Raw genomic sequence first — 12,419 nt, forward strand, 5'->3', positions numbered from 1 at the left:
GATGCGTCGCGCCCGGCCGCCGCGGCGCCTAGCGTGACCCCCCTGGGGAGGTCTCTTAAGGCGGCCGTCCCGGCAGCCGGGCCACGAGCGGATCGACCAGAGCCGCGAGCAGGCGCCGTCCGACCGGTTCGACCCGCGTCGCGATCAGCCAGGACGCGGCGAGGAGGGCGGCGCCCGTCATCGACAGCGCGATACCGGGTTCGATTCCGGCCGCCGCGAGCCGGGCGAGCGCGACCGTGCCGATATTCTGGTGCAGCAGATAGGCCGGATAGGTCATCAAACCGGCCGTCCGGAAAAGCCTCGCCGCCGTCGCGCCGGTGCGCAGCGGCACGGCCAGCGCGACCAGGGCGAAGATGGCCAGATGCAGCAGGGCGACGACGCGCGGATCCGGCACGACGCCGTACTGGCTCGTCAGATCGGCCGCGTTGACCATGCCGTGGGCGACCTGCACCGCCATGGCGGCGGCCAGCATGGCGAGACGCCCCGCGCTCGGTCCCGACGACCAGAGGCGGAAGAGCAGGATGCCGGCGAGGAATTCGCCGGCGAAGCTGGCCAGGACCAGCCGGTCGTAGGCGACGCTGCCGAGCTTCAGGTTGACCGCCGAGAGGGCGAGCCAGCCCCAGCCGAGCAGGGCCGGGCGCCGTCGCCACAGCCCGGTCGCCAGCGCCAGGAACACCCAGCCGTAGAAGACGAGTTCGACGACGATCGACCAATAGGCCGAATCGACGAAGCGCTGGCCGAACAGATGCGGCAGGAAGGTCAGGTTGGCGAGCCATTGGGCGGCCGTGACCGGCAGGCCCGGATCAGCGGCCCAGGCCAGGACGACCGCCGTCAGGCTGGCCGAGACCGCGAAGGCCGGCCAGAGCCGGAGCAGGCGAGCCCGGGCGAAGCCGATCGCGTCGCGCGCCTCGGCCGACCAGGCGATGACGAATCCCGACAGGGTGAAGAACAGGTCGACCCCGAAATAGCCGTAGACGGCGATCTGCTCGAGCGCCGGAAAGCGGGCCGGCCCGCTCACCCCGAGGACTGGCCCGCGAAACAGCCAGTGGAAGGCGATCACCGCCAGTACGGCGGCGATGCGCAACAGGTCCAGCCCCGGCAGGCGGGCGGGGAACGCCACCCGCATCGATCCGTTGGCGGGTCCGGTTCCGGGTTCGGTGGCGGTCCCGGCGGCCCTACCTCCGCCCCGGGGGTGCCCGGCGGTCTCGCTGCTCAATCCGTTCATGCCCGGATCCACGGATTTCGGCCGCATCCCGGCCCCGGTCGCGACCATTCCGGAATCGGCCGCGCCTGTCGACGGCAACGGCGTCTTAACCTTAGTGCCGGTGCTGTGTGCGCTGCAGCATGGCATGTTGGCCACAACATGACCGAATTGTAAGGAAGCCCTTGTCCTGGACCGCAGCCTCGCCTATGTGCGAGAGCACCAGGCCGGGCCCCTCTGGCGGTTCGTTCGCGAACCGCGATGTCGGACTGGACATCCCGTCGAGTGGCCCGGCTGCCGTGCATCGCCGAAGGACACTGACCGATCCGGGCTCGAGCGGACCGGCCGCGTGCGATTGGCGCGGTCGTCCCGACGGCTTGTCGGATGGTCAGTGCCCTTTGTCGTTCGTCCGACCTCCGGCCGCTCCCTGCGGTTCAACGAAGAGGATGGACCATGACCGAAATCTTTTCGGCCGACGTGCTCACGGCTCTGCTGCAAGTGATCATGATCGACCTCGTACTGGCCGGCGACAACGCGATCGTCATCGGCCTGGCGGCGGCCGGGCTGCCCAAGGACCAGCGCAACAAGGCGATCCTGATCGGAATCATCGCCGCGACCATACTGCGCATCATCTTCGCCGGCCTGACCACCCAGCTCTTGCAGATTGTCGGCCTTCTGCTCGCCGGCGGCATTCTGCTGCTCTGGGTCTGTTGGAAGATGTGGCGCGAACTGCGCACCACGCATGCCGAGGAGGTCGAAGCCGAGGCGGCGCTGGAAGGGACCGACACCAAGGACGCCGGCCCGCCGCGCAAGACCTTCGCGCAGGCCGCCTGGCAGATCGTCGTCGCCGACATCTCCATGTCGCTCGACAACGTGCTCGCAGTCGCCGGTGCGGCCCGCGAACATCCCTGGGTGCTGGTCTTCGGCCTCGGCCTCTCCATCGCGCTGATGGGCGTGGCCGCGAGCTTCATTGCCAAGCTGCTGCAGAAGCACCGCTGGATCGCCTATGTCGGCCTCGCCGTCATCCTCTATGTCGCCGTCGACATGATCTGGCGCGGCGCCCACGAGGTCGCCCCCCTGGCCGGCATCGCGCTCTGATCGGGCAGTTCTGAGCATGACCGGCCCGCTGCGTCTCGATCGCGGCGGGCCGGTTCTCGTTTGTCGAGACCCCTGCCCAACCGGCCTCATGCCGGCTTGTCCGGATTGTCCCCGGCCGCGTAACAGGCTACCGGAGGCGATCGGCGGGCGCAGCGAAGGGCGATCGGCATGGCGGGACTGACGGCATCGGCACTGGTCGTCCTGGCCGGACTGCTCGGATCGGATTCGGGTGCGGACGCGGCTGCCCGGCAGAAGGACGCCGATTCGGCGGTCAGCAGTCTGGCGACCGCACAGGGCTGCAAGATCGAGCTGTCGGCCGCCCTGCGACGGCTGCTGCTCCAGAAGGCCGGTCGCGTCTACAAGACAAGGGCGGCGCTGGATGCGGCGATCGCCGAGGAGGCGACGCTGTTCGCGGCCCTGCCCGAGGGGACGCGGACGGAACTCTGCGCCGCGCTCGCCGGCGCCTTGAAGTAGCAGAGCGGTTCCGGCCGGCCGGCCCGGGCAAGGCTCCCGGACCGGCCTGACCGGATGGCCGGCATCACGCCTTCGACACCGCCTCGACGATGTCGGCGAGCGCCGCCAGTTCGTCCCGGTTCACGGCATGGCCGAAGCCGGGATAGATCCGTTCGTCCACCATTGCACCAGCCCGGCCGAAGAGCACGGCCGTCTCGCGGACATGGTCGAGCGGAATATGCGGATCGGCCTCGTTGCAGCCCAGGAAGACCGGCAGACCGTCGAAGGTGCCGGGTGTGACGGCATGGCTGCCGAGCGGGCCGATCAGGCCGCCGGACAGGCCGACCGCGGCGCCGATCCGGCCCGGATGCCGCCAGGCATATTCGAGCGCCAGGCAGGCGCCCTGCGAGAAGCCGCCGACCAGGATGCGCTTCGCCGGATGTCCCGCCGCTGCGGCGGCGCCGACCAGACCGTCGACCAGCGCCAGGGCCGAGCCGAGCCAGGGCTCGTTGCGGGCGACCGGCTCCAGGAACCGGCCCGGATACCAGGTGTTTCCGACCGCCTCGGGCGCCAGGAACGCGAGATCGGCGCGGCCGAGATGCCGGGCGAGGCCGAGCATGTCGTCGGCATCGCTGCCGCGGCCATGGACCAGGATGACGACGGCAGCCGCCTTGTCGATCGGGGCGCCGGTGGCGGCGATCCGGGCGCGGGCATGGGGTCCGGCCGGAGGATGATCGAGAAGCAGGGTCATGGCGTCCCTCACAGCGGCTTCAGGTTGCGTTCGATCGCGGCGCGGCGTGGCTCCAGGAAGGGCGGCAGCGACAGGGCCTCGCCGAGGGTCTCCATCGGTTCGTCGGCGGCAAAGCCGGGGATATCGGTGGCGATCTCGAACAGGATCCCGTTCGGCTCGCGGAAATAGAGCGAGCGGAAGTAGAAGCGTTCGACCTCGCCGCTCGACGGCACCCGGAAGCCGCGCAGACGTTCGGTCCAGGCGCTCAAGGACTCGTAGTCGGGCGTGCGGAAGGCGACGTGATGGACCCCGCCGGCGCCCTCGCGGGCCGGGGGCAGGTCCGGCTGGACGGCGACATGCAGTTCCGCCGCGGCCCCGCCCGGACCCATCGCATAGGCGAAGACCGGCCCGCCGGGGAAATCGGCATCCTGGTATTCGGCCTCGCGGCGCATGTTCATCAGCCGGGTCAACACCGCGTCGGTCGGGTCGAGCTTCGGCACGCTCAGCGTGATCCGGGCGAGGCCGCGGATCTGGTGCTCGGCCGGAACCGGGCTCTTCGACCAGGGATGGGTCTCGTCGCGATCGTCGGCGACCAGTTCCAGCCGCTGCCCCTCGCGATCCTCGAAGGCGAGCGTCAGACGGCCGCGCCGCTCGGCGATCTCGGAGACGATCAGTCCCTCGGCGAGGAGCCGCTCGCGCCACCAGCCGAGGCTGTCGGCGGCGACGCGGAAGCCGGTGCGCACGATCGAATGCGTGCCGCGCCGAGCCGGTGCGGTCGGCCAGTCGAAGAATGTGATGTCGGACCCCGGCGAGGCATCGCCGTCGCCGTAGAACAGATGATAGGCGCTGGTGTCGTCCTGGTTGACGGTCTTCTTGACCAGTCGCAGGCCGAGCACGCGGGTGTAAAAGTCGAGATTGCCGGAGGCATTCGACGTGATGGCGGTCAGATGATGGATTCCACCGAGAGCGAGGTCCATGGCGTCCTCCTGGGACTGGGAAGGATCGGAACTGTTGCGGCCAATATCGGTGTTCCTGCCCGAAAGACAATTCGACGGATCGTTCGACCGGATTGAACAGTCGGCGTCGGACGGGTCGGCCCGTCCGGCGATCGGGAGGCCGCCGCCGATGTTTGCGCCCAGATCCGCGCCTGCGCCCGAAGGTCCGCCCGGGCTCGGGCAGATGGCCTGAGCCGGGGAACGCGGGGCGCGATGCGGGCGCGCTTGACCATCTCCGCGGCTGGCGGCACGGCGATGCAGGGCAGGTCTGCGGTGAGGTCCGCCGGCATGCCGGCTAGAATGCGCGTGCCACTCCCAAGTCCGTCATCCGTCGAGGAAAGTCCAACCATGGATCCGCTTCTTGCCGTTCAGGCCATCGCGGCCGGCATCGTCTATGTCGTCACGCCGGGACCGGCGACCTTGGCGGTACTCGGGCTGACGGCCGCGCATGGGCGGGGGCGCGCGGCGCGCTTCCTCATAGGGCATGCGGTCGGCGACGTGACCTGGGCGGTGCTGGCGCTGGCGGCGCTGGTCGGGGCGAGCCGGATCGGGCCGGGTCTGTTCCAGGCGCTCGGCGTCGCCTGCGGGCTCTATCTGATCGTGCTTGGCTGGCGTGCCCTGACCACCCGATCGGACGCCGAGGCGCCGCCGGTCGGGGCCGGCGCGCCGCTCCGGACCGGCATCCTGTTCGGCCTGACCAACCCGAAGGCCTATCCCTTCTCGCTCGCCATGTTCGGCGCGCTCGCCGTCCAGTCCCAGGCCGGCACGATGACGCTCGGCGATGCCGCTGCACTCCTGGCGGCGGTCTCGGCCGGCTTCGTGATCGGCAGCGCGATCTCGATCGGCTGGACCGGCCTGCCGCCGGTGCGCCGGCTGTTCGCCCGCTTCCGCGTCTGGATCGTCCGCCTGACCGGCCTGATCTTCATCGCCTTCGGCGCCAAGGCCCTGGCGGATGCGTCCGGGTTCGTTCGGGCGCGGTGATGGGGAGGGTGGCGTCTTGCCACCGAGCATGGCCGGCGCGACCTTCCGTCCTGTGGACTCTCGGTCACACTGCCGCATTTCGGCAACAATTGGGGCTGAGGTATGGTTCGCCGTCCACGGGGCGGTCCCGCGGGAGGCGGCCGGATTCGCCGGCCGGCGGGCGGACGATCCAGCGGGACGATCCAGCAGGCGATGACGGACAGCACGGCCGAACCGATTCTGACCCTGCCGAAGCATGTCGCCGCGCCGATCGGCGAATACGGCAAGTTCGTTCGCATGATCGGGCTTGTCCTGGTCATCCTGTCGCTGCTGTCGGTGCTGGTTTCCTTCGCCATCCTGACCGGCATCACGCCGATCACGCCGTCCGATCAAGTGCTCAAGGTCGCCATGGCGGTCAACGCCGTGCTGCTCCTGGCGCTGACCGGATTGATCGGCTGGGAACTGGTCGGTCTCTATATCGCCTGGAAGGACGGCCGCGCCGCGGCCCGGCTGCATTGGCGCATCCTGACCCATTTCTCGGTCATCGCGGCCGCGCCGGCGGTGATCATCGCCGTGCTCGCCTCCGTCACCCTCGACCAGGGGCTCGATCGCTGGTTCGAGACCCGCACCCGGACCATCGTGCAGAATGCGGCCAAGGTCGGGGCCGCCTATCTTCAGGAACACGCCCGCGTGCTGCGCGGCGACGCCATCGCGATGGCGGCCGAGATCGATCAGGCCAAGCCGCTCTACGATGACGAGCCGACCCGCTTCGATCAGTTCTTCGAGACCCAGTGCAGTCTGCGCCAGATCCCGGCGGCGTTCATTCTCCGGGCCGACGGCACGGTGGTCACCTCCGCGAAGCTCGACGAGGCCTGGGACAGCCCGCTCATGCCGCCCCCGGAGGCCTTCCGGCAGGCGGAGAACGACGAACCCGTCGTGATCGCCCCCGGCCAGTCGAACCAGGTCGGCGCGGTCATGAAGCTGAAGGAGTTCGAAGGGCTCTACCTCTACGCGACCCGGCCGCTCGACGGCCGCGTGCTCGATCAGGTGCGTCTGGCTCAGGCTGCGGCCGGGGACTACGGCAAGCTCGAATCCAGCCGTTACGGTGTGCAACTGGCCTTCGCGCTGATCTTCGTCGGCGTGGCTCTGATCCTGCTGCTGGCCGCCATCTGGGCCGGCATCGGCTTCGCCAACCGCCTCGTCGCCCCGATTCGGCGCCTGATCCTGGCCGCCGACTACGTCTCCAAGGGCAATCTTGCCATCCAGGTGCCGGTCCGCCCGAAGGAGGGGGACCTCGCCCATCTCGGCGAGACCTTCAACACCATGACGGCGGAACTGCGCACCCAGCGCTCGGAACTGATCGCCGCCAAGGACCAGATCGACCGTCGCCGCCGCTTCACCGAGGCCATGCTGGCCGGCGTGACGGCCGGCGTGATCGGCCTCGATGCGGAGCGGCGGATCACGCTCGCCAACCGCTCGGCGCTCGCGCTGCTCGATACGGCCGAGGCCAACCTGCTCGGCAAGTCGGTCGACGAGGCCGTCCCGGAACTGGCCGCCGCAACGGCGGAAATGAGCGCCGAGCCGTCGCATCGCGCCCGCCAGACCCAGGTGACGCTGCGCCGGGCCGGCCAGGAGCGGACCATCAATGTGCGCTTCACGACCGAGACCACGGCGGCGGGTGGCGGGTTGGTGGTGACGCTCGACGACATCACCGATCTGGTGACCGCGCAGCGCTCGTCGGCCTGGGCGGATGTGGCCCGCCGCATCGCCCACGAGATCAAGAACCCGCTGACGCCGATCCAGCTTTCGGCCGAGCGCATCCGCCGGCGCTACGCCAAGCGGATCGAGGACGACCGGCAGGTGTTCGACCAGTGTGTCGACACGATCATCCGGCAGGTCGGCGACATCGAGCGGATGGTCAACGAGTTCTCGTCCTTCGCCCGCATGCCGAAGCCGCAGAAGGAGGCGGGCGATCTGCGCGAACCACTGCGCGAGGCCGTCTTCCTGCAGAGCGTCGGCAACCCGGAGATCGACTTCGTCTCGCGCCTGCCTGATACGCCGCTGGCCGGCAAGTTCGACATGCGCCTGATGAATCAGGTGTTCACCAATCTGGTCAAGAACGCCGCCGAGGCGATCGCGGCGGTCGATCGCAGTGCGCCGGGCAGCGCGAAGGGGCGCGTCGAGGTCGTCGCCCGTGTCGAGCAGGGCGAGATCGTGATCGACGTGATCGACAACGGCATCGGCTTCCCGCAGGAGAACCGGCACCGGTTGCTCGAACCCTATGTCACGACGCGCGAGAAGGGGACCGGCCTTGGTCTCGCGATTGTCAGAAAAATCCTGGAAGAGCATGGCGGACGCATCGAACTGCTCGATGCGCCCGCCGTGGCGACCGGCGGGCAGGGCGCCATGATGCGTCTGATCCTGCCGGCGGCGGAGGCGGGCGCGCAGGGGGTGCCCGTGGAAGCCGGCGGCGACGGAACGGGGACCGCCAAATCGGCGTCCGTGCCCGTCGCATGAGGCATCCGAGGGGACGACAAGCAGAAGAACGGGCTCATGGCATCTGACATCCTGATCGTCGACGACGAAAACGACATCCGCGAACTGGTGGCCGGCATCCTGGAGGATGAGGGGCACGGTACGCGGACGGCCGGCAACAGCGACGAATGCCTCGCGGCCATCGAGAAGCGACGTCCGTCGCTGATCTTTCTCGACATCTGGCTGATGGGCTCGAAGCTGGACGGGCTGGCGCTGCTCGACATCATCAAGGAGCAGCATCCGGACTTGCCGGTGGTGGTCATCTCCGGCCACGGCAATATCGAGACCGCCGTCTCGGCGATCAAGCGCGGCGCCTACGACTATATCGAGAAGCCGTTCAAGGCCGATCGGCTGGTCCTGATCGCCGAGCGGGCGCTGGAGGCCTCGAAGCTCAGGCGCGAGGTGAAGGAACTGCGCGAGCGCTCTGGCGAAACGGAGGATCTGGTCGGAGCGTCGACGATCATGAACCAGTTGCGCCAGCAGATCGAGCGCGTCGCGCCGACCAACAGCCGGATCATGATCTCCGGCCCGTCGGGGGCCGGCAAGGAATTGGTCGCCCGGCTGCTGCACCGCAATTCACTGCGCGTCAACGGCCCCTTCGTGGTCCTTAATGCGGCGGCGATCACGCCGGAAAACATGGAGACCGAACTCTTCGGCACCGAGCCGATCGAGGGGCGCCCGCGCAAGGTCGGCGCGCTCGAGGAGGCGCATGGCGGAACGCTCTATCTGGACGAAGTCGCCGACATGCCGCGCGAGACGCAGAACAAGATCCTGCGGGTCCTGGTCGAGCAATCCTTCACCCGGGTCGGCGGCGCCACCAAGGTGCAGGTCGACGTGCGCATCATCTCGTCGACCGGGCGCGATCTGCCGCGCGAGATCCAGGAGGGGCATTTCCGCGAGGATCTGTTCCATCGCCTCGCCGTGGTGCCGCTGCGCGTGCCGGCGCTGGCCGAACGGCGCGACGACATTCCGAGCCTGGTGCACCATTTCATGGAGGCGATCTCGCGCACCAGCGGGTTGCCGAGCCGCAAGATCGGCGAGGATGCCATGGCGGTGCTGCAGGCGCATGACTGGCCCGGCAATATCCGCCAGTTGCGCAACAACGTCGAACGACTGATGATCCTGACCCGCGGCGATGCGGATGCGGTGATCACCGCGGATCTGCTGCCTTCCGAGATCGGCGCCATGCTGCCGGCCCTGCCCAATTCCACCGGCGGCGAACATCTGATGTCGCTGCCGCTCAGGGATGCCCGCGAGATCTTCGAGCGGGAATATCTGGTCGCACAGATCAACCGCTTCGGCGGCAACATCTCGCGCACCGCTGAATTCGTCGGCATGGAGCGTTCCGCGCTGCATCGCAAGCTCAAGTCGCTCGGCGTCAACTGATCCTTCGGAGCCCCCATGGCCCGCATCGCCTATGTCAACGGCCGCTATCTCCCGATGACCGACGCCTCGGTCAATGTCGAGGACCGCGGCTACCAGTTCGCCGACGGCGTCTATGAGGTCTGCGAGATCCGCAAGGGCGACCTGATCGACGAGACCCGGCACCTGGCCCGGCTGGAATATTCGCTCGGCGAACTCCGCATCGCGATGCCGATGGGCCGGGCGGCGCTCGGCATGGTTCTGCGCCAGGTGATCCGGCGCAACCGCGTCCGCAATGGCTACGTCTATCTGCAGGTCACCCGCGGCGTCGCCCCGCGCGACCATGCCTTCCCGACCCGGCCCGTCCGGCCGGCCCTGGTGGTCACCGTCAAGCCGCTGGACCCGGCCCTCGGCGCAGCCGTGGCGGAGGACGGCATCGCGATCATCACGCTGCCCGACAATCGCTGGGAGCGCGTCGACATCAAGACCGTCGGCCTGCTGCCGAACGTTCTCGCCAAGCAGGCTGCCCGCGAGGCCGGCGCGCGCGAGGCCTGGTTCGTCGATGCGGACGGTTTCGTCACCGAGGGCGCCTCGACCAATGCCTGGATCGTGACCGGCGACGGCGTCCTGGTCACGCGGCCGGCCGACCATGGCATCCTGCGCGGCATCACCCGGGCGGTGGTCATGGAGACCGCGGCAGCCGAGGGGCTCAGGGTCGAGGAGCGCGCCTTCACGGTGGAGGAGGCCAAGCGTGCCCGCGAGGCCTTCGTGACCGCGGCGACGCAGCTGGTGATGCCGGTGGTCCGCATCGACGAGGCGACCGTCGGCAACGGCAAGCCCGGCTCGATCGCCGCGACCTTGCGCGCCCGCTTCCACGACCATGCAGAGGCCGCCCCGGTCGGCTGAGGCCGGGCGAGGGCGTCGGTTGCGCCGGGGCGATGGCAAGTGCTGGGGCGATGGAAAGCGCTCTGGCGTCAGTCCAGGGTCTTGACCATGGTGTGGACCTTGCCGTGGTTGAAGTAGCGGCCGACCAGCGGCAGGCTGAAGGTCCGGGTGATCCGGTAGCCGCGCTGCCGATAGAAGCGCAGGCCGGTCTCGTTCTCGTGGTCGACATGGAGCCGGATGACCCGCTTTCCGGCGGCGCGGGCTTCCGTCTCCGCCAAAGCGATCAGGGCGGATCCGAGGCCGCTGCCGCGGTGGGTCGGTCGCGTCCGGAAGCTCTCCACATAGAGTTCGTCGCTCCGGCGCAGGCTTCCGATCGCCATCACGGCGGCGTAGCGCAACGTTCCGGCGAACCAGCCGTTCAGCGCGACGAGACCCTGCCGGTCGAATCGGACCGGCCCGCGGCCGTCCATGCGGTAGGTGAGGATCGACACCGGTTCGTCGCCGGCATAGCCGACCAGGATCCGTTCGACATCCAGCCGTTCGCGCAGATAGCGCGCCCGCTCCTTCTTGCGTCCGAGCACCCACTCCAGCCAGGCCATGCCGCTTGCGATCTGTTTCAACTCGCCGTCGCTCAGGCTGCCGGCCGAGCCCGGATGGGCGATACGCATGCGGGGTGTCCCGTTGGCTGGGGCGGGCGGATTGCGCCGGGGCCGGATGGTCAGGCCTTGAGGACCGACCGGCCGGCATAGCGGGCGGCGCTGCCGAGATGCTCCTCGATGCGGAGGAGCTGGTTGTACTTGGCCAGCCGGTCGGAGCGGGCGAGCGAGCCGGTCTTGATCTGCCCGCAATTGGTCGCGACCGCGAGATCGGCGATGGTCGAATCCTCGGTCTCGCCCGAGCGGTGCGACATGACGGCGGTGTAGTGCGCCTTGTGGGCGGTCTCGACCGCGTCGAGCGTCTCGGTCAGCGTGCCGATCTGGTTGACCTTGACCAGGATCGAGTTGGCGACGCCCTGGGTGATGCCATCGCGCAGGCGGGCGGAGTTGGTCACGAACAGGTCGTCGCCGACCAACTGGACCTTGGCGCCGATCCGGTCGGTGACCAGCTTCCAGCCATGCCAGTCATCCTCGGCCATGCCGTCCTCGATCGAGATGATCGGGTAGTCGGCGGCAAGCTTGGCCAGATAGGCGGCCTGCTCCTCGGGCGAGCGGACCACGCCTTCGCCCTCGTAGTGATAGGCGCCGTTCTTGAAGAATTCGGTCGAGGCGCAGTCGAGCGCCAGATAGACATCCTCGCCGGCGCGGTAGCCGGCCTTCTCGATGGCCATCATGCAGAAGTCGAGCGCGGCGGTGGCCGAGGCGAGGTTCGGGGCGAAGCCGCCCTCGTCGCCGACATTGGTGTTCAGACCGGCATCCTTCAACGCCTTCTTGAGCGTATGGAATATCTCCGCGCCCATGCGCAGGCCTTCCGAGAAGCTCGGCGCGCCGGCCGGCATGATCATGAATTCCTGGAAGTCGATCGGGTTGTCGGCATGCACACCGCCATTGACGATGTTCATCATCGGCACCGGCAGCAGGCGGGCGTTCGGACCGCCGACATAGCGGTAGAGCGGCAGTCCGGCGGCCGCTGCGGCGGCCTTGGCGACGGCCAGCGAGACGCCCAGAATGGCGTTGGCGCCGAGCCGCTTCTTGTTCGGCGTGCCGTCGAGCGAGATCATGATCTCGTCGATCTCGACCTGGTTCTCGGCGTCCATGCCGCCGATGGCATCGGCGATCTCGGTATTGACCGCGTTGACGGCGCGGATCACGCCCTTGCCGAGATAGACCGACTTCTCGCCGTCGCGCAGTTCGACCGCCTCATGCGCCCCGGTCGAGGCGCCGGAGGGGACCGCCGCGCGGCCGAGCGAACCGTCCTCGAGGCGGACATCCACTTCCACCGTCGGGTTGCCGCGGCTGTCGAGGATCTGGCGGGCGACGATGTCGATGATGGCGGTCATGGCGGGCTCTCTCCGGTTCGGCCTCGGCCGCCGTTTTAGCGATCGTACCGGCAAGGGCAAGACCCGGGGCTGCGATGAAGGCGCGCGGGACCCGGATTCGGGCTTTTCCCGACCCGGCGATTTGACGGCCGGCCTGCGGCGGGCCTATCTCGCCTGACCAGACATTCCGCCTCGCGCGGATACCGCCCCACCCCGGATGCCGCC

At 68.9% G+C, this 12,419-nt stretch carries 12 protein-coding genes; 7 read left to right on the forward strand and 5 right to left on the reverse strand.

The window, feature by feature from the left end; genetic code table 11:
- Positions 1–55: 55 nt before the first annotated feature.
- A complete protein-coding gene (locus tag KL771_RS24310) occupies positions 56–1,120 on the reverse strand; it encodes an acyltransferase family protein (RefSeq protein WP_261971096.1) in 1,065 nt (354 codons plus the stop codon).
- 534 nt (positions 1,121–1,654) lie between these two features.
- On the opposite strand from KL771_RS24310, the gene KL771_RS24315 reads away from it, so the two are divergent.
- Both KL771_RS24315 and KL771_RS24320 read left to right on the forward strand, forming a co-directional pair.
- A complete protein-coding gene (locus KL771_RS24315) occupies positions 1,655–2,299 on the forward strand; it encodes a TerC family protein (protein WP_261971097.1) in 645 nt (214 codons plus the stop codon).
- Positions 2,300–2,467: 168 nt separating this feature from the next.
- A complete protein-coding gene (locus tag KL771_RS24320; RefSeq protein WP_261971098.1) occupies positions 2,468–2,773 on the forward strand; it encodes a hypothetical protein in 306 nt (101 codons plus the stop codon).
- A 64-nt stretch (positions 2,774–2,837) separates the two neighbouring features.
- Here the strand turns inward: KL771_RS24320 and KL771_RS24325 are convergent, their stop codons facing one another.
- Together KL771_RS24325 and KL771_RS24330 are read right to left on the reverse strand one after the other, a co-directional pair.
- Positions 2,838–3,503 carry an alpha/beta hydrolase gene (locus KL771_RS24325; RefSeq protein ID WP_261971099.1) on the reverse strand — a complete coding sequence of 222 codons (666 nt, stop codon included), beginning with the start codon at positions 3,501–3,503 and terminating at the stop codon, positions 2,838–2,840.
- An 8-nt stretch (positions 3,504–3,511) separates the two neighbouring features.
- Positions 3,512–4,459, reverse strand: a complete 948-nt coding sequence (locus tag KL771_RS24330) for a ring-cleaving dioxygenase (RefSeq protein WP_261971100.1) — start codon at positions 4,457–4,459, stop codon at positions 3,512–3,514.
- 366 nt (positions 4,460–4,825) lie between these two features.
- On the opposite strand from KL771_RS24330, the gene KL771_RS24335 reads away from it, so the two are divergent.
- From KL771_RS24335 to KL771_RS24350, 4 genes are all read left to right on the forward strand, one after another.
- Positions 4,826–5,458 carry a LysE family translocator gene (locus KL771_RS24335; protein ID WP_261971101.1) on the forward strand — a complete coding sequence of 211 codons (633 nt, stop codon included), beginning with the start codon at positions 4,826–4,828 and terminating at the stop codon, positions 5,456–5,458.
- Positions 5,459–5,650: 192 nt separating this feature from the next.
- On the forward strand, positions 5,651–7,954 hold the full coding sequence (locus KL771_RS24340) for a sensor histidine kinase NtrY-like (protein WP_261971102.1): 2,304 nt from the start codon (positions 5,651–5,653) through the stop codon (positions 7,952–7,954).
- Positions 7,955–7,990: 36 nt separating this feature from the next.
- Positions 7,991–9,358 (forward strand): nitrogen assimilation response regulator NtrX, encoded by a 1,368-nt coding sequence (gene ntrX / locus KL771_RS24345; RefSeq protein ID WP_261971103.1) that lies wholly within the window; start codon positions 7,991–7,993, stop codon positions 9,356–9,358.
- 15 nt (positions 9,359–9,373) lie between these two features.
- On the forward strand, positions 9,374–10,240 hold the full coding sequence (locus KL771_RS24350) for a D-amino-acid transaminase (RefSeq protein ID WP_261971104.1): 867 nt from the start codon (positions 9,374–9,376) through the stop codon (positions 10,238–10,240).
- 68 nt (positions 10,241–10,308) lie between these two features.
- Here the strand turns inward: KL771_RS24350 and KL771_RS24355 are convergent, their stop codons facing one another.
- A complete protein-coding gene (locus tag KL771_RS24355) occupies positions 10,309–10,887 on the reverse strand; it encodes a GNAT family N-acetyltransferase (protein ID WP_261971105.1) in 579 nt (192 codons plus the stop codon).
- A gap of 50 nt (positions 10,888–10,937) precedes the next feature.
- Entirely contained in the window at positions 10,938–12,215 is a 1,278-nt protein-coding gene (gene eno, locus KL771_RS24360; RefSeq protein WP_261971106.1) for a phosphopyruvate hydratase, read from the reverse strand.
- Between eno and KL771_RS24365 the strand changes: the two genes are divergently transcribed.
- The gene (locus KL771_RS24365; RefSeq protein ID WP_261971107.1) at positions 12,196–12,372 is read left to right on the forward strand and encodes a hypothetical protein; all 177 of its coding nucleotides are present in this window, start codon (positions 12,196–12,198) and stop codon (positions 12,370–12,372) included. The genes eno and KL771_RS24365 overlap by 20 nt on opposite strands.
- The last annotated feature ends 47 nt before the right edge of the window (positions 12,373–12,419 follow it).

Origin of the sequence: Prosthecodimorpha staleyi (assembly GCF_018729455.1) — a bacterium.
In the GTDB taxonomy this organism is placed as follows: domain Bacteria; phylum Pseudomonadota; class Alphaproteobacteria; order Rhizobiales; family Ancalomicrobiaceae; genus Prosthecodimorpha; species Prosthecodimorpha staleyi.